Source organism: Flavobacterium hercynium (assembly GCF_002217285.1).
GTDB lineage: Bacteria > Bacteroidota > Bacteroidia > Flavobacteriales > Flavobacteriaceae > Flavobacterium > Flavobacterium hercynium.
The window spans coordinates 1-22,228 of record NZ_MUGW01000008.1 but is presented as its reverse complement, the minus strand read 5'-3'; the positions used below and the strand labels follow the sequence as shown (position 1 = coordinate 22,228).

Sequence of the window (22,228 nt, the reverse complement as noted above, 5' to 3'; positions counted from 1 at the left end):
TACTGAGGGGCATCTCAAAACAGAATAATTATCATTTTAAAACATTTTGAGTAAGTGCTCTTTACCCTTATAAAAAGCACTTACTGTATATTAGAAATTAATTTAGTTCTCCACTTTTACAATAGCCATTTTTCCGTTGTATGGCTTAGTTCCTTTAGATTCCAATGCTTTTTGAGCCTCAGATAATCCTTCGAATTTTTCGTAATAGATGTAATACTTACTCGTTGTTATATTGTAAAAGAAATTCACATCTGAACGTCCGGCGGCAACAGCCTTAGTAAGGAATTCATCTCTTTTTTCTACACTACTGTGTACAGCTATAATCATGTAATAACCGCTATCAGAATTTTTAATATTCTTAATAATCTGCATGTTTGACTGATCTTCTCCGAAATCAAAATCGCTTGCTGTTAATGGCGTACTACTTAATTTCGTTGTCTCCTTAATACGTTGAAGAGCGGCTACGTCTTGTGCATATCTTCCCTGATCATTCTCGTATGCTGCACGCTTAATTCTACGTTTTTTCTCAATCTCCGTTTCAGCTTTAATACGTTCTAAGCTCTCAAGCAATGCTGCACTATCCTGCTCCATTTTAAGTTGAGCTGCTTTTAACTGGTTTATTTTTTCAAGATAAGCCTTGTTTAAAGCGTCATTTTTATTAGGAACCTTTTTAAGTCTTTCATTATATAAATTAGTCAACTTATTAATTTCGTCTTTTTGTGCTCTGTTCGCTTCCGCTATTTGTAATTTTAAAGCCTCTAACTGACTATTTTCAGCTGCCACACTTTTAAATGGTTTTGGCTCTCTGTAAATTCCTTTGTCACTTAAATCATTTTCTTCTTTTAAGTCATCCAGATCTTTTTGCTTGTTAGCAACACTAGCATTAAACTGCGCTAATAAATCGCTTTGCGTTTTACTTGCTGCATCAAGAGCCTCTGCTAAATTATCAATAGCTTTTGCTGCCTCGTCTTTTGGCACTGCTGCTGCTTTTGCAGCTGCTTCAGCAGCTAATCTTGCCTGAAGTGCTTCGGCATCTGCTTTAGCTTGTGCGTCTGCTGCAAGCTTAGCTTGACGAGCTTCTTCTGCTTGTTGCAATTGTCTTATTTCTTCTTCAGCTTTCAATTTCTCTGTTGCTTCTGCATCTGCTTTTGCTTTGGCTGCTGCAAGTGCTTTAGCTTGTTCCGCCGCCATATCTGCTTTAATCTTAGCTTCTGCCGCAATTTTTGCTTGTTGTGCTTCTGCATCTGCTTTTGCTTTTGCTTCTGCTGCAAGTCTTGCTTGTTGTGCTTCTGCATCCGCTTTAGCTTTTGCTTCTGCTGCAAGTTTTGCTTGTTGTGCTTCTGCATCCGCTTTTGCTTTTGCTTCAGCAGCTAATCTTGCTTGTTGAGCTTCTGCATCTGCCTTAGCTTTTACTTCTGCTGCAAGTCTTGCTTGTTGAGCTTCTGCATCTGCCTTAGTTTTTGCTTCTGCTGCAAGTCTTGCTTGTTGTGCTTCTGCATCTGCCTTAGCTTCTGCATCTGCCTTAGCTTTTGCTTCTGCTGCAAGTCTTGCTTGTTGTGCTTCTGCATCTGCCTTAGCTTTTGCTTCTGCTGCAAGTCTTGCTTGTTGTGCTTCTGCATCTGCCTTAGCTTTTGCTTCTGCTGCAAGTTTAGCTTGCTGTGCTGCATCGGCTTTTGCTTTTGTATCTGCTGCAAGCTTAGCTTGACGAGCTTCTTCTGCTTGTTGCAATTGTCTTATTTCTTCTTCAGCTTTCAATTTTTCTGATGCTTCGGCATCTGCTTTTGCTCTTGCTGCTGCAAGCGCTTTAGCTTGTTCCGCCGCCATATCTGCTTTAATCTTAGCTTCTGCTGCAATTTTTGCTTGTTGCGCTTCTGCATCAGCTTTAGCTTTTGCTTCTGCTGCAAGTTTTGCTTGTTGTGCTTCAGCATCTGCCTTAGCTTTTGCTTCTGCTGCAAGTCTTGCTTGTTGTGCTTCTGCATCGGCTTTCGCTTTTGCTTCTGCTGCTAATCTTGCTTGTTGTGCTTCAGCATCAGCTTTTGCTTTTGCGTCTGCTGCAAGTTTAGCTTGTTGTGCTTCTGCATCTGCCTTAGCTTTTGCTTCCGCTGCTAGTTTAGCTTGTTGCGCTTCTGCATCGGCTTTCGCTTTTGCTTCCGCTGCTAATCTTGCTTGTTGTGCTTCTGCATCGGCTTTTGCTTTTGCTTCAGCAGCTAATCTTGCCTGCTCTGCTTCAGCAGCTTGTTTTACTTTTAATGCTTCAGCATCAGCACGTGATTTTACTTCAGCAGCTATTCTTGCTTGTCTTGCTTCTTCATCAGCTTTTGCTTTTGCGTCAGCAGCTTGTTTTTCTTTTAATGCAGCCTCTTCAGCAGCTTTTGCTTTTGCATCTGCAGCTAATTTCGCTTTATTAGCAGCATCGATGCTTGCTTTAGTTTTAGCAGCCGCTGCAGCTTTTGCTTTAGCCTCAGCCGCTAGTCTTGCTTGTAAAGCATCAGAATCTGCTTTTGCCTTAGCATCAGCAGCTAAAATAGATTGTAAATCTGCGGCCTCAGCTTTTGCTTTTGCGTCTGCTTTACGTTTTGCTTCTGCAGCATCTGCTTTTTCTTGTGCATCAGCAGCTAATTTTGCTTTTGCAGCTTCTGCATCTATTTTGGCTTTATTCTCTGCTTCCAGTTTTGCTTTTGCAGCAGCTTCTGCATCGGCTTTTGCTTTAGCTTCAGCAGCTAATTTCGCTTTTTCAGCTTCTGCATCAGCTTTAACTTTTGCTTCTGCCGCAAGTTTCGCTTGTTGTGCTTCTGCATCAGCTTTAGCTTTTGCATCTGCGGCAAGTTTTGCTTGTTGCGCCTGTGCGTCTGCCTTAGCTTGCGTATCTGCTGCAAGTTTTGCTTTTGCCGCAGCTTCAGCATCTGCTTTAGCTTTTGCATCTGCCGCTAATTTCGCTTTTTGAGCTTCTGCATCTACACTACTATTTTGGGCAGCTAATCGTTTTCTTTCAGCTTCAGCATCTGCCTTAGCTTTTGTATCAGCAGCTAATTTTGCTCTTACTGCCTCAGCATCTGCACCACTGTTTTGTGCTGCTAATCGTTTTCTCTCGGCAGCTTCAGCATCTGCTTTTGCTTTTGCATCTGCAGCTAGTTTAGCTCGTTTTACAGATTCAGCATCTGCTCCACTGTTTTGCGCCGCTAATCTTTTTCTTTCAGCAGCCTGAGCCTCTACTTTAGCTCGATTATCAGCAACTAATTTTATTCTTGCTGCTTCGGCATCTGCTCTGGCTTTGTCAGCAGCTAATTTTGCCTGCTCTCTTTGTACCATTACAGCTTGCTGCTTATTTGTTGTAGCTTCTTGTCTTGCATTGGCTACAGCATCTGTTTTAGCTTTCGCTTCTGCAGCTAATCTTATTCTCACGGCCTCAGCATCTGCTTTAGCTTTATTGTCAGCATCTAATCTTGCTTTTGCAGCAGCCTCAGCATCAGCTTTTGTTTTTTCAGCAGCTGCTAATCTTGCTTTGACAGCAGCTTCAGCATCAGCCTTCGCTTTTTCAGCCGCCGCTAATCGTATTCTTTGTGCTTCTGCATCAGCTTTTGCTTTTGCTTCAGCAGCTAATCTTGTTTTTTCAGCTGCATCAACTCTTGTTACCGGAGTCGTTGTCGATTTTTTAGCTGGTACCGGTTTCGATTTTGAAGGATCTATTATAGCTCCCTCATCATCATCACCATAGTAATAATTTTTATTTTTAAATTTATAAGCTATTGCAAATTCATGAGAGCCACCTAAATTGGTAAAATTCCCCATTCCTCTTTCATAATTATATTCGATAGCAATATTCGGAGTAATGTTAACACCAAGTCCTGCTGAAACTCCATACAAAGTATTATATCCCGCTTGGGCCCATAAACCTTGTGGAATTCTAATCATTCCAAGTCCGGAGATTACTGTTTTATCTTGTTTAATCTCTGTTTTTACTATTCCTGAGAACTTACTTCTGTCAAAAAAACCGTAACTGTCTATATAACCAGTGTACATAGCATGCAATTCAATAGCTCTTTCCGGATCATCTTTTACTACACCTGAACCAAAATTGTATAAAACCAAATTATTGACAGATACTCCAAAATCAAGGAAATCCGTTCCATAATTAATTCCAGGATTAATAGTAAGTAAAGTATTCGATGGATAATCACCGCTCAGAATATCTCCATCGTCTGAAACTATTTTTCCACTATTTAATCCACTTCTGTAAGCACCAACATTTACACCAAAAGTCAAATTACTGTCCTGATCAAATTCAATATTATGTGCAAAGTTTCCAATACCACCAAAAACGGTCAACAGACCATAATTTTGCTGAAACAAACCAAATGCAAATGCTTCATTCTCTCCGAAACGTCCAGAATAATTAAACAAATAAGACACAGGGGCATTTTCAAATTGCAGCCATTGTCTTTTATTGTAAAAACTCAAATACGCATCCTGTTCACGAACGAAACTAAATGCCGGGTTTATTAAATATCTATTGAACTTTAATGAATTTCTTATAGGTAATGAAAACGAAACAACCCCATCCTTAGGAACATCCTGAGAATAGAGTACATTATTCAAACCACAGATTAAAGTTATGAATAGGAAAATTTTCTTCATTTTATTTAATCACAGTTATTGATCCTTTTTTTTCACCTGCATCTCCCTGAATAACATAGTAATAAACTGGATTTATATTTTTAAAATCTATTGCGGTCTGGGGCCAGTCACCCTGATAATTAGTAACATCCAGAACCTTATCTCCATTTGAACTTATGATAATAACATTTGTGGTACCATTCTTATATACATCAGGAATATTCCAATATGGGTTTGAACCACTTAATTTAACAATATTCTGTATTACCGAAGTTGGTAAGGCCGGACCTGTAACTTTAAATTCCAACTCCATTGAAGCTACACATCCTGATGACTGTGAAACTTTTACTTTATAAGTACCGATTGTTGTTACTACGTATGTATCTGTCGTAGCTCCAGCAATAATATTTCCATTTTTATACCATTCAAAAGTTGGACTTGTAGCGTCTGTTGTTACAGTTACATTTAAAGTTTCTCCTTCTTCTATTCTTGTACTATCAGCTACGTCAATACTTGCGTTAAAGCCGTTTCCAACAAGATTTATAGTTCCTGTAGATGAACATCCTCCAAAATCAACATCTACGGTATAAAGTCCTGATTCGTTTGTTGCGTAACTGCGAGACGTTGCTCCGGCAATTACAACACCATTCTTTTTCCAAACATACGAATTTCCGGCAGTAGCTGTTAAAACTGTACCAGAACCGTTAGAGCAAAATGGGTTTCCTAAACTTGAATCAATTGTAACAGGAGAACCTGTGCTTGAAGAGGTAACATTAACACGATTAGAACCGTAATTAACATCTGAACATTGTCCGTAATCCATTTCAGCATGATATTTCCCTATAGAATTAACTACTAACGTACTAGCACTTTGTCCTGGTATAACCACATCATCTTTAAACCATTTGTATTTAACATTAGGGAAAAAGATTGGTGAAGAACCTGGAATTTCTGGTGTTAAATTAGAAACAGACAGTGTTAATGTACCGCCAACACATATTGTGGCACTGTCACTTCTGTCGTTAATATAAAAAGAGGCTTCGTAATCTTTAAAAAAGGCAGGAAAAAAAGTCTCTCCTGCCGGATTTTTAAATCTTGAACTTGTGTAACCGGTAGAGCTTTTAACTCTAAGGCCATAATCATTAGCACCAACTAAATTGGTTGGTACAGCAAATTTAATAGTTTGTTGCCCTGCAGTAATCGGAATAGTTTGTAATAATGTAGTAGCAATAGGGTTACTTGAACCATCTAACAACTCAATTACAAAGGTTGTTCCTGCAGGAAAATTTAAATAACTAAATGTCGCAAAATATTCATTAAAATTGTTTCCGGCACATATTTTATCAAGACCGCTTAACGTTTGAGGCGCAATTACTTCTTGCGCATAAACATGAGGTTCGAAAGCAAAAAATGCGCCGAAAAAAATTAAACACTTAGTAATAAAAAGAGTAATTTTTTGAATCATATAGTACGTTTTCTTGCTAAATCTATGTCCTCAAAAAATAGAATATCAATAAACGTTTCAGAAAAATCATATTTGTAGTTCTCAATAATGTCTTTTGCAAGAGCAGAATAAGAACCTGTTAATAATGATTGATCATCGCATATTGAAGTAGTGTTTTGACTATTCATACCAGTTGAAGCAAGACTACCTTTGGGGATAGGTAGTCCTACTATAAACTGATTAGAATTATCTAAATTGCTGATAGTAACATCAGCTGTAGCATTATTGTTTTGGTTAAGAACTAACGTTGCCTGATTTTTAGCAATATCAGCAGAAACAGATGTTTCTACAGTACTTTGCGCAAACAAACATGCCGTCATAGGCGAAACCAAAAATATTATATTAAGAAAATATTTTTTTAATGGGGCCATTATTTAGATTTTTATTAGGTCCGTCGAGATGTGTCCGGGACTTTATTAATAATAAAATTTACGCTCTTCTTGAAATAAAAATCGAAATCTAATTATGTTTTATTTTCCGCTAGACGCTGTGATTTTTCCTAATTGTAATCTATAATCTGGCTTTTTAGGGTTAGTAATGTCAATGAATGTCTCTTTGTTTGAACTTTGAGACATAACATTAAAGAAAACAGTATTACCATACCAGCTCTCTAAATCTTCATTGTTAGAATTGTATTCTGTAAAGATGTTTCCATTACATTGGTTGAAGTACATTTCTTCGAATTTAATTTTCTTAAGGTTGGCATTATTGATCTCTGTTTTGCTATCTAATAAAACAGCAGGGTTGAATCCAGAGATTACACTACGTTTCATTTCTAAAGAAGCAGTTTCAGCGATGTAGATAGCTTCTTTTACTAAACCTGATTGAATATCAGCTTTAATGTTTTCGCTATCATTAAGCATTGTAATATTTGATGCTACTACAAGTGTTTGTTTTTTAGTAAAATCTGTTTCATTTTTCTTTTCGTATGATTTAACTTCCATACAACGAGAACCATCTTTGTTACTAGTTAAATAAGATGTTCTAATAGCTAAAGAGTTGTATAAACGACATTGAACTCCTTGTGTAAATTTAAAATCATCATTGACTACTCTGTGAGAAACCAATTTTGTAGCATTTAAATCACCTCCGTAGAAAGCAAAAGCATCACCACCAGCGTAGCTTACCATAATGTTTTCAAGGATCGTTTTGTTTCCAACACCAGCAATTGTTAATGCGTTAAAAGTGTCTACACCTTTTACTTTTTTTCCAGCGAATTCAATTCTTACGAATCTTAAAATACCAGAGTTTGATGCTACGTTATCTCCACCATAAGTAGTAAGAGAAGGATCAAGATCTAAGTTGTATGAACCAACATTTCCAAACTTGTTGATTGGAGCATCTCCAAGGATTACAACTCCACCCCAGTCACCCGCTTTTTTCACACTGCGGTTTGAAGTAAATACGATTGGATCTGTCTCTAAACCATCAGCAATAATTGAAGCTCCTTTCGTAACTACAAGAGTTCCTTTAGTTTCGAAATCACCAATAATTAATGTTCCAGGCTCAATAGTCAGTACAGCATTGTTTGTTACATAAACGTTTCCTTGTAAAACGTAAATGTTTTTTTTCATCAATTTTGTATTAACAGAAATGTTTCCTGCTAAAATTTGATTCGCTTCACCATAGTCGACTTTGTTAGGCTTAAACTCCGTCCAGTTATTCAACCAGTTGTTGTAGCCCATAATTCCTTTCTCTTGTTGAGCACTCATACTTGTCACTGTCAAAAGAATGCAGATAATTTGAGTAAATTTTTTCATGATAAGGTGTTATTAGGTTTAATAATAAATTTGGGTATGCGTAATACTTAAAAAACTCATCCCGAATTTTCTGAAAAAACAGAAAATTTCGAGAACGAGTGTTTTATATTTAGTCTTTTTTTTATTCCATACAATTACGTAAACAAAACAAAAAAAGTTTTTTATTTAGTTAAAAATTACATTTCGTTTAACTCGTTAAACTCATGTAGTGATTTTAAAGTGTTTTCGTAAAATAAAATGGCTGCGATTAAGTTTCCTTTATCAGAATACGGCATCATTTTTCTTTGAAAATCTACAGTAGTATCTAAGAAAGTTGTTGTACCAACTGCCTGACCATCTAACACTTTTTTGTGGTTGTCATCGTCCGGAATACCTAAATCTGCCATAGTAACACCTGGTTTAGTAACCAAGGCAATGTACGGAAGTGTCTTCACTAATACTTTGATACGTTCAATGTACAGCTCTAAAAGTTCACCTTTCTGCATACCACTCAATTCTTTTTGATCATGGTACTTACGAATAATAGCTGTTGTACTGATAATACTTCTAGGAGCATTTTTAGCCTGAGCAGAAACTGCTTCTGCTGACAATACAAATAACAAGCTTAAAAAAATAATTTTCCCTTTCATAAATTCATATTAAAGATTAATAATTGATGAAAAACAAAAATATATAAATTAACTTAAAACACAACTTTAATGAGGGTTTTTTTAAAAATTTCCTCTTAAAAAAAACTTAAAAAAGCGCTATACCTCGGTAATATATACCTTTTACCGAGTTTTTAGTTAAAAACGTTAAGAAAGAAGCTGTAAGAAATTAACTAGCTAATCAGATTTAGATGCATTCTTGTAACTAAAAAAACAACATCATTACAACAATTTTAGCAAAAACTATTAACAAAAAAACGTCAAATGTTTATAAATGAGGCTCAATAAAAACAAAACCTTAGATAAAAAAGACATTTTTTTTGGTTAAAAAGTGCTCTATTAAACTTAAAATGAACTCTAAAAATTAAACTTTATTACTAAAATTTTTGACTACATCATTTTCTTCTATCTTTGCTTCATGCAATTTTCTCAAATTTTAGGTCAGGATTATATCAAAAGTCACTTGATAAAAAGTGCATCTTCCGGAAGAATTCCGCATGCACAATTGTTTATTGGGCCAGAAGGGAGTGGCACACTTTCAACGGCTATTGCCTATGCGCAATACATTTTGTGCAACAACAAAGGCGATGAGAATACAAACGGTAATGAGTCCTGCAATCTAAAATTCCAAAACATCTCGCATCCGGATCTGCATTTTATTTATCCGACAGTTACTACTGAAGATGTTAAGACCAAACCAAAAAGTTTAGATTTTATTCAGGACTGGCGGACTTTTATTCAGGAAACTCCTTATGGCGGATTATTTGACTGGTACAAACTTTTAGGTGTACAGAACAAACAGGGTGAAATCAGGGTTGAAGATGCTCAGGAAGTTCTAAAATCACTTTCGTTAAAATCGTACGAAGGCGGTTATAAAATCATGATTATCTGGATGGCTGATAAAATGAATATAGCGGCTTCCAACAAATTATTGAAACTTCTCGAGGAACCTTCAGAAAAAACTATTTTCATTCTGATTTCTGAAAATGAAGAAGATATCATTCAAACTATTCGTTCCCGCTGTCAGGTGATTCACTTTAACGGACTGCCTGAAAAAATAATTGCTCAGGCGCTTATTTCTCAAGAGAATATTGACGAGAAAATGGCTTTTAAAATTGCACATCAGGCGCAGGGTAATTTTAGCAAGGCACTTTCATTGTTAAAAGATGATGATTCTGAATATCCATTTGAACAGTGGTTTGTCAATTGGGTGAGGGCTGCTTTTAGAGCTAAAGGAAATGCAGCTGCTATCCAAGATTTAATTTCATGGAGTGAAGAAATTGCTTCTCTTGGCCGCGAAAGCCAGAAAAAATTTATTCAGTTTTGTATCGAAATGTTTCGACAAGCGCTTTTACTTAACTATGAAGCACCCACTTTAGTCTATATCGAACCAAAAGTAGAAAAGTTTAAATTAGAAAATTTTGCTCCTTTTGTAAATGGGAACAATATTCACGACATTTTCAAAGAACTTTCAGATGCTATGTATCATATTGAAAGAAACGGAAATGCAAAAATAATTTTGACAGATTTATCTATAAAACTAACTCGTTTAATTCATAAAAAATAGTTTCAAATGAATAATGCTGCTTCTATTTTAATTTTAGCTTTTTTAGCCTTAACTTTTTTACAATCAGGCTACGAAAAAATATTTTACTGGCAGGATAATGTTACCTGGCTTAAGGAACATTTTGCCAAAACAAAACTTAAAAACCAGGTGCCGCTTGCGTTGTTTCATCTTCTGGTTTTAGAATTAATTTCCGGGATTTTTTGTGTAGTCGGAATTATACAATTAGTTACTAAAAGTGGAAGAGAATTTGGTTTTTACGGAGCTATTTTTTCTTGTATCTGTTTGTTAATGATGCTTTTCGGTCAACGATTAGCAAAAGATTATGATGGTGCACGAACCATCGTTATTTATTTTATTCCAGCTGTGATTGCTGTTTATTGGCTGAACTAAAAACGGCCTGTTATTTTAAATTTTTATATAAAAAAAATGAATCCAAAACACCCTTCAGAATCTCTGACTATTTTAACCGATTTAGTTTTACCGAGCGAAACAAATCCTTTAAATAACCTTTTTGGTGGCGAATTATTAGCCAGAATGGATCGCGCGGCAAGTATCGCAGCACGAAGACATTCCCGCCGAATTGTAGTGACTGCTTCTGTAAATCATGTTGCTTTTAACAGAGCTATTTCCTTAGGAAGTGTTGTTACTGTCGAAGCAAAAGTTTCAAGATCTTTTAAAAGTTCTATGGAAGTTTTTATCGATGTTTGGGTAGAAGACCGCGAATCCGGAAACAGAACTAAGGCTAACGAGGCTATTTATACTTTTGTTGCCGTTGATGATACAGGAAGACCTGTAGAAGTACCACCAATTTCACCGGAAACCGAACTTGAAATACAACGATTTGAAGCTGCTTTACGCCGTAAACAATTGAGTTTATTGCTTGCAGGAAAAATAAAACCTTCTGACGCCACAGAATTAAAGGCTTTATTTTTGTAGTATCATTTTGTGACAATTTGGAACAATTTGAAACGATCAAACATCAAAAAAAAGAAGTATTTTTACCGAATTACAAGCCTGATGCAAATCTAAATCAGTAAGTTATTAATTTTCTGGTTTGTTTTTGAATATGAAAGAATTATAAAATTTTACATGAAAGAAAAAGAAAAAGAAAAGATGAGTTCAGAGAAAGATGCCAAATTAAAAGCGCTACAACTTACGCTTGACAAACTAGATAAAACGTACGGTAAAGGTACTGTAATGAAAATGGGCGATAAAGCCATTGTAGAAGTTGAAACTATTTCTTCAGGTTCTCTTGGTGTTGATTTGGCTCTTGGAGTTAACGGATATCCTAAAGGAAGAATTATCGAAATATACGGACCGGAATCTTCTGGAAAGACCACTTTAACACTACATGCAATTGCTGAGGCTCAAAAGGCAGGTGGAATTGCAGCTTTTATAGATGCGGAACATGCTTTTGATAGAAATTATGCTGAAAAATTAGGTGTAGATATCGAAAACCTTATCATCTCACAACCGGATAACGGGGAACAAGCTTTGGAAATTGCAGAAAACCTGATTCGTTCCGGAGCTATAGACATTGTTGTAATTGACTCTGTTGCAGCATTAACTCCAAAAAGTGAAATCGAAGGTGAAATGGGAGATTCTAAAATGGGGCTTCATGCACGTTTAATGTCTCAGGCTTTAAGAAAGTTAACGGGAACTATTAGTAAAACAAACTGTACTGTTTTCTTCATCAACCAGTTGAGAGAGAAAATTGGTGTAATGTTTGGAAATCCTGAAACTACAACCGGTGGTAATGCATTAAAATTCTACGCTTCTGTTCGTTTAGATATTCGTCGTTCTTCTCAAATTAAAGATGGTGAGAACGTTATTGGAAACAGAACTAAAGTAAAAATTGTAAAAAACAAAGTAGCTCCGCCTTTTAAAACTGCAGAATTTGATATTATGTACGGAGAAGGTGTTTCTAAAACGGGAGAAATTCTTGACTTAGCTGTTGAATTTGAGATCGTTAAAAAAGCAGGATCTTGGTTTAGCTACGGAGATACAAAATTAGGTCAGGGACGTGATGCTGTTAAATCTTTAATTAAAGATAATCCGGAATTAGCTGACGAATTAGAATTAAAAATTAAAGCTCATATTAAAGAATTAGCTAACGCATAAATAACGCTTAAGTCCTTTATTTTAAGGATATTTGCTAAAAAATTAAACCCGTAGGATTTGTAAATCTTGCGGGTTTTTATTTTTTTTAAAGAAATTTCTACTTTTTAACGCAACCTTTTCAACCTTTTGCTCTCTTATAAATAAAAGTCAACTTGAGTTTTATATAAACTCTTTATTACCAACCATTAATATTTTGAATTATGAAAGAGAAAATAGAAGTGTTGTTGAATAAAAACCGTAAAAAAACCAGATTAAAATTTAAGAAAGTATTACGTTTTATTTCGGAAAAAATCATTCACAGATAGGAACAATTTTGGATATAAAAGAGGTTTTTAATTCAAAATAAAACCCGACATATCGCTCATCTCATGTCGGGTTTCTTTTTATTTTTTATCGTCTTTTTTAAACTCTAATAGTCCTTTGTAGATCAATTGTCTAACCTGATCTTTCAGGTCTTTCCTATTTTCAATTCCCAGTCCTTTTGTTTCTATAAATGGCAAAATTCTTGTACGCATTCTTCCGGGACTACCGCTTAGAAACGTGTATGAAAAACGCTTTTTATTATCCGCAAAAACGATTGGAACAATTGGTATTTGATGGTCCAGAGCTAATCTAAAAGCACCATCCTTAAACTCATCAAGCAAAATAGATTCATCATCCGGAACTCCTCCTTCAGGAAAAATACAAATGCTTAATCCTTGATTTAGACGATCCTGAGCTCTCTTGAAAACTTCATTTTTACTTTTAGAAGAATTTCTATCTACCAGAATACAAGTTCGTTTATAGAAAAAACCAAATAAAGGAATTTTAGAAAGTTCTTTTTTTCCAACAAAAACAAATGGATTTTTAATGATCACGAGCATTAGCATAATGTCCGTCATTGAAGTATGATTCGCCACAATCATATAGCTTTTTCCTTTTACTAATTTTTCTTCCCGTTTGATTGTATAGTAAAAACCCATCCCAAAAAGGATCACACGTGCCCAAATTCGAGCCATTTTGAAAAAATAAGGATATCCTCTTTCTGTTAAAATAGAAGCCACTAAAAAGGGCAGCATAATTAATATCGGAATGGCCATTAAGATATAAAACCATATCCTCCACAAGACCCAAAAAACTATTTTTATTGCTTTCATGGTTTCAAATGTAATAAACAGAAATGAAATTAGATCGCTAGATTTTTAGAATATTAGCCTTTTCTAAAAAATAATCCTGTAAAATCTTTAAGAACTTGAAGAAACGTAGCGCACTTTGCGAAAAACTTCACGAAATTTGCGGTTAAAGAAAATAAACTTGCAATCTTTGCGGTTAAGAAAAAAACTAGAATGGCAAAAATACTTACTGGCGTTCAGAGTACTGGAACACCACACTTAGGCAATTTACTGGGAGCTATTATTCCTGCAATCGAATTATCAAATCAACCTGCAAATGAATCTTATTTGTTTATAGCTGATTTACATTCGATTACACAAATAAAAGATGGTAAAACATTAAGAGAAAATACGTATAGCACTGCAGCAGCATGGCTTGCCTGCGGATTAAATCCTAATAAAGTTACGTTTTACAGACAATCTGATGTAACGCAAACTGCTGAATTGACCTGGTATTTAAGCTGTTTTTTTCCTTTTCAACGCTTGACTTTGGCGCATTCTTTTAAAGATAAAGCGGATCGTCTTGATGATGTGAATGCGGGACTTTTTACTTATCCGATGTTAATGGCCGCGGACATTTTATTGTACGATGCTGAATTTGTGCCTGTTGGAAAGGACCAATTACAACACTTAGAAATTACTCGTGATGTTGCTTCTCGTTTTAACCATCAAATGGGAGAAACATTTGTCATTCCGGAAGCTAAAATTCAGGAAGACATCATGCTAATTCCAGGTACTAATGGTGGAAAAATGAGTAAATCTGCCAATAATATTATTAATATTTTCCTTGATGATAAAACGCTTCGCAAGCAGGTTATGAGTATCGAAACGGATAGTACTCCGCTGGAAGATCCTAAAAATCCTGATACTTGTAATGCTTTTGCAATCTATTCATTACTTGGATCTGAAACGCAAATTGCTGAGATGCGCGCTAATTATCTCGGTGGAAATTATGGTTATGGTCATGCAAAACAAGCTCTTTTTGAATTGATTACCGAAAAATTTAAAACAGAAAGAGAAAAATACAACTACTACATTAACAACCTTGAAGAAGTTGATGCTCTTTTGAAAAAAGGTGCTGAAAAAGCTTCTGTTGTGGCTACCGGAGTTCTAGAAAAAGTTCGCGAAAAACTTGGATTTAGTAAATAATTTAGACAATAAACATACTAGAGCCTCTTGTATTACAAGAGGCTTTTTATTTTTCTTTTTTTTAAATGTTATTTAACTTATTGTATATCTGTTCTTTATATAATTCATCTAATCAAAACATCAATTTAACAACTAAGAAATTACTCGTTAAATTGATTCAAATAACTTCCCAGGCAAAGGACGCACTACTCCTTTCAATTCCATATTTAAAAGAATTCCAGAGATTTTATAAATTGGCAAATTGCATTGAAGCGCTATAACGTCAAGTAATTCTTTTCCATTTTTTAAAAGAAAATCATAGACAATTTGTTCATCAGCTTCTAAGTCTACAAAAAGTTGTTTTTGAACCGTTTTAACCTTATTTTCAATATCCCAGTTGAGCATATAAACTAAATCCGCGGCATTGGTCAACATATTCGCTTTTTGGGTCTTAATTAAGTTATTACAGCCCTGACTATATTTGTCGGTTATGCGTCCCGGAACAGCAAAAACATCGCGATTATAATCGTTTGCCAAATTAGCCGTAATCAACGAACCTCCTTTGTCTGCAGATTCTATTACAATTGTTGCCTCAGATATTCCCGCTACAATCCGGTTTCTCCGTACAAAGTTTTCTCTATCAGCATTAGAAGAGCTCCAAAATTCTGTAATGAAACCACCATTTTCTTCCATTTTACTCATGTACCTTTTATGCGTTTTAGGATAAATTTGATTTAAACCATGTGCTAAAACACCAATAGTCTGCAAATTATAATCCATTGCGAATTGATGTGCCACAATGTCTACACCATAAGCAAAACCACTCACTATTACAGGATTAAGAGGCGCTAAATCTTCGATTAATTTTTTACAGATCTCTGAACCATAAGAAGTAACCTGCCTTGTGCCTACAATACTTATGATTTTTTTGTTTTTTAAATTTATTTGTCCAGCAGTGAAAATTAAAACGGGTGAATCAATACAATGTTTCAATCGATCAGGATACTCTTTTGCTTGAAAATAAGAGACATTAATCTGATTTGATCTGATAAATTTCAGCTCTTGATCTGCTTTTTCAAATACTGCTTTATCTTGCAAATTTTTCAGTAATACACTTCCAACTCCATCAATCGCAGCAATTTGGGTTGAATTTGTTTTAAATATGGCTTCTGCACTTCCGCAATGCGTTATTAATTTTTTAGCCATGATATCTCCCACTCCATCTACTTTTAATAATGCTAATAAATAAAACAATTCCTGATCTGACATTTTCTCTGAATAAAATTTTTAAAGGCGAATAAATTCTTCTAAAAACAAAAATTCATCATTTTAGAAGAAGGACAAATATATAAATCAGAAGTAAATTCCTTCGAAAAATAAAGCCAAAATGATATTGCACCCTATTAAACAAAATAGTATCTTTACTTAACTGTTTGAAAAATAGCTAACTGTAGCATTATGTCAATTGTTAATAAAAATTGTGAATAAAATTTTGATAACTATATTCCTTGCATAACTTTGTTACTATGAAAATCGAAACTTACATCTCGCAATTATTGTATCGTTATCAATGTATAACGGTTCCCGGGTTTGGAGCATTTTTAACCGAAATTCAATCGGCTAAACTAAACGAAAGCACAAATTCGTTTTTTCCACCTAAAAAAACGATTGCTTTTAACAGCCTATTAAAAAACAACGACGGACTCCTAGCAAATCATATTGCTCAGGCAGAAAATACATCATACGGATTTGCAGTTAGTTCAATTGCTTTTGAGGTCCTGAATTGGAAAAAAACATTGGAAGAATTTGGTGTACTGAGTTTAAAAAACATCGGTGATATTCGTTTGAATGCCGACCAGAATATGGTTTTTACACCAAGTGATAATACCAACTATTTACCGACTTCTTTTGGATTGAGTCCGTTTGTATCTCCTCTTGTGAAAAGAGAGATTTTCGAGAAAAAACTGGAAGAAATCGAAGAAGAAGAGACCATCACTTTGCATGAGGCTGAAGCTGTAGTTAAATCATCCCGCTCTTATTTGAGGTATGCTGCAATTTTTGTTTTAGGACTTGGAATTACAGGAAGTATTGGTTATCCGCTTTACGAAAATCAAATAGCTTCTCAAACGATTCTTGTAGAAACTTCTGTACAGAAAAAAGTGCAGCACAAAATACAGGAAGCTACTTTTTTTATACAAAATCCAATACCGGCTGCTGTTACAGATTCAGCAAATACAGATGCTGCTAGCCTAAAAACGATGCCGTATCACATTATGGCAGGTGCTTTTAGAAGTCAGGAAAATGCAAAGAAGGAATATGATCAGCTAATAAAAGACGGTTATAAAGCACGTATGCTTGGCGAAGATAAAAATGGCTTATTTCCAGTTGTATACGGAAGTTATGCTACAATGTCTGAAGCACAAAATGCGCAAAAAGAAATTCAAAAAGCAGAGAATCCAGCTGCCTGGATTTTAATCGAATCTTTATAAAATTAAAAAAGTCCGATTTGATAAATCGGACTTTTTACTGCTCTTTTGTTTTACAATTCTCTTATTTTTCTATTTTACAACAATCTTTGCATTCTCAGAAAAAACTTCTTTGTTATTTTGATAGATCATAACTTTTGCAGGTGGAGAACCAGCTTCACCCCATTCAATAATTGAACAATCATAAACAAAACCACCTTTTTTTCTAAACTCAAAATGGTGATTCATACTGTTATTATCATGAATCCATACTCCATCAAGGATTACCACTTCTGGTGCTTCACTCATTTTTTGCTTAATAGGCCATGATGCATAACGGTAATTTCCATTTCCCATATCATCAATTCTTATTCTATACTTAAGCGTTTCCAATAAATAAAGTGGTGCTTTGTATTTAGTAAGTGATGCATGCAAGTGAAATCTTTCAGCTTCAATTAACTTATTTTTAAGTCTGGTTTCAAACTTTGACTGATAATTAACGCTAATCAAAGCTCCTGTCTTATCTATCCAGACATTACCTTTATTTAGTTCAATACCGCGCCAACCCATATCTTTCCAATCTCTCTGAGGAACTGACTTTGTTATTTCAGCTTTTAAAATTTCATCAAAAACTTCATCATACCTCTTTACAAATTCCGCTTTATTTTTTATTGACGGAATAGGATACTCTCTTTCAAAAGGATACGTAATTGTAGCAGCTATATTATCTTTTCTTCCATTTCTAACATTTTCGATAAATGCTTTTGCTTTTCTTTCGTACGCTTTTAACTCCTGGCTCGTTACTAGATTACTGCAAAATAGCAACAGCCCTAAAAACATTAAATTCTTTTTCATCTTCCTTGTGTAATAATTTATTATAAAATATATTACAAAAGTAGTATGAACATAATTTAAACTCTATCAGATTAGGACATACTTAAGCTGGCTTTAAACATTTTAAGTTCGTCCCAAGTAAACTCGTCACCATGTTTTTCTTTCAAAGGACTCAGCGATTCTTCCTGATAAAATTGAAAGGCTTCGCGCAATGCCAGAATCTTATCATAAGGCAACACATCACTAACATCTATTTTTTTAGCCTGAATAAGCCTCACCAAATGTGTTTCTACGGTCTGAACTGTCAGTTTACGGAGGCGCGCAATATCCTCAATCGAATTTTTTTCTATCCACAAATCGTATGTTTCCTCAACAGTAGTTTTCTTCTCGGTTTTAGCCTCCGTTTTGGCTAATTTTCTTGACGTATAACGCTGTGTAGGCTGATCGGTTTTAAAAATATCTGTATTCGACATGTTGAGTTCTTCCCGAATTCTGTCGATTTTATCTGTTTTGTAATTTTTAATCGCTGAGGACGTTAATTTTTCTTTAGAGATACTTTCTCCCGCCACAACGATTTCGATCAATAATTTGGCCTTCATTAGGCGTAAAACAGCCTTTGTCTGCAGATCATCCAGAAACATCAATTCTTCGTAAAATGCCTGCACCTTTTTAAATTTTTGAATTTCCGCAATTTTCTGTAAAAGATCGGTTACGAGTCTGTCCATTGATTTAAAAAAATAATCATAAGCTGCCATAACTCTTTCCTGCACAAAAAGCAGATCGACTGTTTCTTTGCTGAATATTTTGTTGAGCTGCTGAATGAATTTTTGCGAAGGATCCAAAAGCGCATCAATTGTTTCTAATCGCTTGTGCGCCCAATTCGAATGTTTGGACTTTTCTGAACCAACGGCATTTTCGTTGTAACTAAAGCGATGGTTGCGCCATTCTTGTGCCAATTCTGCCCAGTTAAAACTGTTAATCAAATAGTTATGAATAAAATTTTTAGTTTCAAAATGAAGCGAATTCTTTAAAACATCTTCCGTCGCTTTATTCAAAGCATAATCCATTACATCCTGATCGTTCGAAATACCATTCATCTGCAACGGAGAAAGCAAAATAAGCCCGTTTAAGGACGTTAAACGTGATAATGCTACGTATGCTTGTCCGGGTAAAAAAACTTGCGATACATCGAGCGCAGCTTTCTCAAAAGTTAATCCCTGACTTTTATGTACGGTAATTGCCCAAGCTAATTTTAGCGGATAATGCGCAAAAGTGCCTAAAACTTCTTCTTCTACCTCTTTTGTGTGCTCATTTATTTTGTATCGAATGTTTTTCCATTCGTACTTCTCTACTTCTATCGTTTTATTTTCTTCAGGGAAATGAACAAAGATTTCCTCGGCGGAAAGTGATTTTACAATCCCCATTTTACCGTTGAAATAGCGCTTTTCAAACGAAAGATCATTTTTAACAAACATGACCTGTGCTCCTATCTTGAGTTTTAGATTTTCTTCTACCGGAAATATTTTTTCGGGAAAATCACCTACTACAAATGGCGAATAAGCAAATTCATTACCAGCTAAGTCACTAATTGCCTGCTCATTCATGGCATCTGCCTTTGCATTATGTGTGGTAAGCGTAATGTAGCCCTTGTTGTTTTTTAGGTCAAAATCTGGCTGAACATACTGATTTAAAACTTGTACATCGTGCGGTGTGATCTGGTTATTTCTTAAATTATTCAAAACAGAAATAAAAGCATCATCCGTTTGACGGTAAATTTTGGATAATTCGATGTAAAGCGGCGGATTTTGCTGCATTACATGAGAATGGAAAAAGAATTTGCCTTTGTAATAATTGCGCAACGTACGCCACTCTTCGTCCCTGATAACGGGTGGTAATTGCAGTAAATCACCAATAAAAAGTACCTGAACACCTCCAAAAGCACGTGTATTTTTGCGTACAGTCTGCATCATAAAGTCTATTGCATCAAGCAAATCAGCTCTAAGCATACTTACTTCATCAATAACCAACAATTCCATACTTCGTATCACATTTCGCTTGACATTGTTCATTTTGAAATGTCTTCTCAAGGTTTCTTTGTTCTCGAATTTTACTGTTTCTGTAAACTGAGAACTTTCGTCGTATGTGGGAATAAATGCTGAAAATGGCAACTGAAACATTGAATGAATCGTTACTCCGCCGGCATTTAACGCAGCAATTCCGGTTGGTGCCACTACTACGGTATTTTTATGCGTAGTTGCTATGATTTCACGCAATAATGTGGTTTTTCCGGTACCGGCTTTACCCGTAAGGAAAATTGATTTTTGCGTTTGATTGATGAATTGTAAAGTATAAGCTGCCGCTTCTGAAACATCTTGCATTTTGACTTGTATTGAATAACTAAAGTTATCGTGTTTTTATAAAAGAAAAAACCTAAATCGGTTAAGATTTAGGTTTTTCATTATTTAGTTAGTTTGGTATTATTTTTTAGCTTCTGTACCTTCTTTAGCAGCTGGTTTTTCCTCTGTTTTAGGAGCTGTTTTGTATTTTTCGTTCAAAGCTTTAATGATCTCTTTTGTGATATCATATTTCTCTTCAGCGTATAATACTGTTGCAGCATCACCTGTACCGTAGATGTATGAATAACCGTTTTTCTTACCGTAATCTTTAATGAATTTTTTAACTCCACTTACAAGAGAATCCATTTCTACACCGCTTTCTTGTTGCAATTGTTGCGATAAAGCTTGTTGAGCATAAGTCAATTGTTGCTCTCTTTTTTGCAATTCTGCTCCTCTTTGTTGTGCCCAAGCCTGACCGTTTGCTTGTGCCTGACTTTGAAAATTAGCAGCGTCCTGTTTAAAACGAGTAATTTCAGCTTGTAGTTGTCTTCCTTTTTCTTCTGCCTGACCTTTGTATTTTGCTTCAAGATCTTTTGCTTCAGTGTACTCTTTCATTAAAACTGAAGTATCAACGTAAGCTGTTTTTACTTCCTTAACTTCTGCTGTTTGATTACATGATACAACCGAAATTGAAAGTGCGATAATTACTAATGCTTTTTTCATTTTCTAAAATTTCTAATTTTTTTAAGTATTAAAGACAAAAATATAAAAAAATAAATAGCATCAACATAAAGTTTAAAAAATGCTCTATTTTTCTGGTATTGATTTTATTTATGGATCAAAAAATAACCATAAAACATCACTATTAAAACCGGCTTTCATAGCTCAAAATAGCGGTGTTTTTCCAAAAAAGACAACAACAATACTCACCTAGAGTAAAACTATCGCTTAAATGGCTTTATTTCGCGTTTTAGCGGTTTTTTAGGACGTAAATGTGCGATGAATACTCTTTTGAACGCTTCGCTTTTAAATTTGAACGAAAACCAACAAAAAATGCACTGATGTAATTCATTTTTCCGGTTTTGTATTTTTCAGACAAAAGACTCACATAAAATGAATCGAATTTCATTGGAAGTACTTTTTCTAATTTCATTTCTACTTTTTCAAAAAGTGTCTGAATTGATTTTTTTGAAAAATGCCAAAAATGAATTGGCACATCATAAGCTGCCCAAAATTCATTATAATATTTTGCGTCGTACGATTTGAAATTTGGAACCGCAACAATTAATGTTCCAGTTGGTTTTAGTAAACGCTTTAATTCCTGAATTTGTAATTCTAAATTTGGGACATGTTCCAAAACGTGCCACATTGTAATTACATCAAATGAATTATTTTCGAGAACGCTAATTTCATCAGCAAAAGAAATTCCTTTTTGTATTGCAATATTTTTTGCTCTCTCGCTCGGTTCTACTCCAACAGTTTCCCAACCGTCATTTTTTGCCGTTAATAAAAAATCTCCTGTTCCGGCACCAATGTCTAAAATTTTTCCTTTTTGAGATTGCTCCGCATTGATAAGATTCAATTTATTTTTAAGCGCAATATTTTTTACAAAGTGATATGCTTTTTCAAATAATGAACGTTTGTTGTCTGTGTGCGAAATATAATCTTCGCTTTCGTAATACCTTCCTAAATTTTGCAAATCGGGTTGCGGAGAAGTAATTAACATGTCTAAAGTTTCGTCGTAAAATAAGTCGAAAATTTCTTTAGATACAGAATGGTCTTTTACAGTAAGAAAATGTTTTTTGTTTAAAACGTCCATTTTTTAATTCTTAGTATTTTGGTTTAATTTAATTTTAGATTTTAGATTTCAAAATTTAGATTATACTTCACTTTTTTTAAAATAGCAATTTGAAAAATATCATCTCTTTTTTAATTCTATAAAAATATATTTTAATTCCAAAACCTGTTTCACGTGGAACAGGTTTAAATTTTAGATTGTTGATTTTAGATTATGTTGAATTCTATAAACCTACACTATTTCTTTTAATTTCAATTTTTCAAAATCGAATGTATTTCACGTGGAACACAGATTTAAATTTTA

At 34.7% G+C, this 22,228-nt stretch carries 17 protein-coding genes; 6 read left to right on the top strand and 11 right to left on the bottom strand.

Annotated features, from left to right (window positions below; genetic code table 11):
* Positions 1-102: 102 nt before the first annotated feature.
* From B0A66_RS03065 to B0A66_RS03045, 5 genes are all read right to left on the bottom strand, one after another.
* Complete coding sequence (locus B0A66_RS03065) at positions 103-4,635, bottom strand: PorP/SprF family type IX secretion system membrane protein (RefSeq protein WP_089048382.1); 4,533 nt, start codon at positions 4,633-4,635, stop codon at positions 103-105.
* Between the two features lies 1 nt (position 4,636).
* Positions 4,637-6,079 (bottom strand): gliding motility protein SprC, encoded by a 1,443-nt coding sequence (gene sprC / locus B0A66_RS03060; RefSeq protein ID WP_089048381.1) that lies wholly within the window; start codon positions 6,077-6,079, stop codon positions 4,637-4,639.
* Positions 6,076-6,489: a hypothetical protein gene (locus tag B0A66_RS03055; protein WP_089048380.1), complete on the bottom strand. Its 414-nt coding sequence runs from the start codon at positions 6,487-6,489 to the stop codon at positions 6,076-6,078. Before B0A66_RS03055 ends, sprC begins: the two co-directional genes overlap by 4 nt.
* Positions 6,490-6,588: 99 nt before the next feature.
* Entirely contained in the window at positions 6,589-7,878 is a 1,290-nt protein-coding gene (locus tag B0A66_RS03050) for a hypothetical protein (RefSeq protein ID WP_089048379.1), read from the bottom strand.
* A 176-nt stretch (positions 7,879-8,054) separates the two neighbouring features.
* Entirely contained in the window at positions 8,055-8,507 is a 453-nt protein-coding gene (locus tag B0A66_RS03045) for a hypothetical protein (RefSeq protein WP_089048378.1), read from the bottom strand.
* Between the two features lie 436 nt (positions 8,508-8,943).
* Between B0A66_RS03045 and B0A66_RS03040 the strand changes: the two genes are divergently transcribed.
* The 4 genes from B0A66_RS03040 to recA all read left to right on the top strand — a co-directional run bounded on the left by B0A66_RS03040 (position 8,944) and on the right by recA (position 12,213).
* Positions 8,944-10,092: a DNA polymerase III subunit gene (locus B0A66_RS03040; protein WP_089048377.1), complete on the top strand. Its 1,149-nt coding sequence runs from the start codon at positions 8,944-8,946 to the stop codon at positions 10,090-10,092.
* Between the two features lie 6 nt (positions 10,093-10,098).
* Positions 10,099-10,482, top strand: a complete 384-nt coding sequence (locus B0A66_RS03035; protein ID WP_089048376.1) for a DoxX family protein — start codon at positions 10,099-10,101, stop codon at positions 10,480-10,482.
* A 36-nt stretch (positions 10,483-10,518) separates the two neighbouring features.
* Entirely contained in the window at positions 10,519-11,028 is a 510-nt protein-coding gene (locus B0A66_RS03030) for an acyl-CoA thioesterase (RefSeq protein WP_089048375.1), read from the top strand.
* A gap of 177 nt (positions 11,029-11,205) precedes the next feature.
* On the top strand, positions 11,206-12,213 hold the full coding sequence (gene recA, locus B0A66_RS03025; protein WP_089048662.1) for a recombinase RecA: 1,008 nt from the start codon (positions 11,206-11,208) through the stop codon (positions 12,211-12,213).
* Between the two features lie 383 nt (positions 12,214-12,596).
* On the opposite strand, the gene B0A66_RS03020 is transcribed toward recA, so the two are convergent.
* A complete protein-coding gene (locus tag B0A66_RS03020; RefSeq protein ID WP_089048374.1) occupies positions 12,597-13,349 on the bottom strand; it encodes a lysophospholipid acyltransferase family protein in 753 nt (250 codons plus the stop codon).
* A gap of 189 nt (positions 13,350-13,538) precedes the next feature.
* Here B0A66_RS03020 and trpS point away from each other — a divergent pair, with 189 nt between their 5' ends.
* Positions 13,539-14,513, top strand: coding sequence for a tryptophan--tRNA ligase (trpS, locus tag B0A66_RS03015; RefSeq protein ID WP_089048373.1), 975 nt, complete (start codon positions 13,539-13,541; stop codon positions 14,511-14,513).
* Positions 14,514-14,660: 147 nt separating this feature from the next.
* Here trpS and dprA read toward each other — a convergent pair whose 3' ends face one another.
* A complete protein-coding gene (dprA, locus tag B0A66_RS03010) occupies positions 14,661-15,761 on the bottom strand; it encodes a DNA-processing protein DprA (RefSeq protein WP_089048372.1) in 1,101 nt (366 codons plus the stop codon).
* Between the two features lie 257 nt (positions 15,762-16,018).
* Between dprA and B0A66_RS03005 the strand changes: the two genes are divergently transcribed.
* Entirely contained in the window at positions 16,019-16,981 is a 963-nt protein-coding gene (locus B0A66_RS03005; protein ID WP_089048371.1) for an HU domain-containing protein, read from the top strand.
* Between the two features lie 69 nt (positions 16,982-17,050).
* Here B0A66_RS03005 and B0A66_RS03000 read toward each other — a convergent pair whose 3' ends face one another.
* The 4 genes from B0A66_RS03000 to B0A66_RS02985 all read right to left on the bottom strand — a co-directional run bounded on the left by B0A66_RS03000 (position 17,051) and on the right by B0A66_RS02985 (position 21,946).
* Positions 17,051-17,797, bottom strand: coding sequence for a hypothetical protein (locus B0A66_RS03000; RefSeq protein ID WP_244283381.1), 747 nt, complete (start codon positions 17,795-17,797; stop codon positions 17,051-17,053).
* A gap of 86 nt (positions 17,798-17,883) precedes the next feature.
* Positions 17,884-20,169: a helix-turn-helix domain-containing protein gene (locus tag B0A66_RS02995; protein ID WP_089048369.1), complete on the bottom strand. Its 2,286-nt coding sequence runs from the start codon at positions 20,167-20,169 to the stop codon at positions 17,884-17,886.
* Positions 20,170-20,268: 99 nt separating this feature from the next.
* Complete coding sequence (locus B0A66_RS02990) at positions 20,269-20,850, bottom strand: OmpH family outer membrane protein (protein ID WP_089048368.1); 582 nt, start codon at positions 20,848-20,850, stop codon at positions 20,269-20,271.
* Positions 20,851-21,097: 247 nt separating this feature from the next.
* The gene (locus B0A66_RS02985; protein WP_089048367.1) at positions 21,098-21,946 is read right to left on the bottom strand and encodes a class I SAM-dependent methyltransferase; all 849 of its coding nucleotides are present in this window, start codon (positions 21,944-21,946) and stop codon (positions 21,098-21,100) included.
* Positions 21,947-22,228 lie beyond the last annotated feature (282 nt).

Coding starts and splice junctions, on each gene's coding strand:
- B0A66_RS03040 (WP_089048377.1), top strand. CDS start 8,944: ATGCAATTTTCTCAAATTTTAGGTCAGGATTATATCAAAAGTCACTTG.
- B0A66_RS03045 (WP_089048378.1), bottom strand. CDS start 8,507: ATGAAAGGGAAAATTATTTTTTTAAGCTTGTTATTTGTATTGTCAGCA.
- sprC (WP_089048381.1), bottom strand. CDS start 6,079: ATGATTCAAAAAATTACTCTTTTTATTACTAAGTGTTTAATTTTTTTC.
- B0A66_RS03055 (WP_089048380.1), bottom strand. CDS start 6,489: ATGGCCCCATTAAAAAAATATTTTCTTAATATAATATTTTTGGTTTCG.
- recA (WP_089048662.1), top strand. CDS start 11,206: ATGAGTTCAGAGAAAGATGCCAAATTAAAAGCGCTACAACTTACGCTT.
- dprA (WP_089048372.1), bottom strand. CDS start 15,761: ATGTCAGATCAGGAATTGTTTTATTTATTAGCATTATTAAAAGTAGAT.
- B0A66_RS03035 (WP_089048376.1), top strand. CDS start 10,099: ATGAATAATGCTGCTTCTATTTTAATTTTAGCTTTTTTAGCCTTAACT.
- B0A66_RS02990 (WP_089048368.1), bottom strand. CDS start 20,850: ATGAAAAAAGCATTAGTAATTATCGCACTTTCAATTTCGGTTGTATCA.
- B0A66_RS02985 (WP_089048367.1), bottom strand. CDS start 21,946: ATGGACGTTTTAAACAAAAAACATTTTCTTACTGTAAAAGACCATTCT.
- trpS (WP_089048373.1), top strand. CDS start 13,539: ATGGCAAAAATACTTACTGGCGTTCAGAGTACTGGAACACCACACTTA.
- B0A66_RS03050 (WP_089048379.1), bottom strand. CDS start 7,878: ATGAAAAAATTTACTCAAATTATCTGCATTCTTTTGACAGTGACAAGT.
- B0A66_RS03000 (WP_244283381.1), bottom strand. CDS start 17,797: ATGTTTTTAGGGCTGTTGCTATTTTGCAGTAATCTAGTAACGAGCCAG.
- B0A66_RS03020 (WP_089048374.1), bottom strand. CDS start 13,349: ATGAAAGCAATAAAAATAGTTTTTTGGGTCTTGTGGAGGATATGGTTT.
- B0A66_RS03005 (WP_089048371.1), top strand. CDS start 16,019: ATGAAAATCGAAACTTACATCTCGCAATTATTGTATCGTTATCAATGT.
- B0A66_RS02995 (WP_089048369.1), bottom strand. CDS start 20,169: ATGCAAGATGTTTCAGAAGCGGCAGCTTATACTTTACAATTCATCAAT.
- B0A66_RS03065 (WP_089048382.1), bottom strand. CDS start 4,635: ATGAAGAAAATTTTCCTATTCATAACTTTAATCTGTGGTTTGAATAAT.
- B0A66_RS03030 (WP_089048375.1), top strand. CDS start 10,519: ATGAATCCAAAACACCCTTCAGAATCTCTGACTATTTTAACCGATTTA.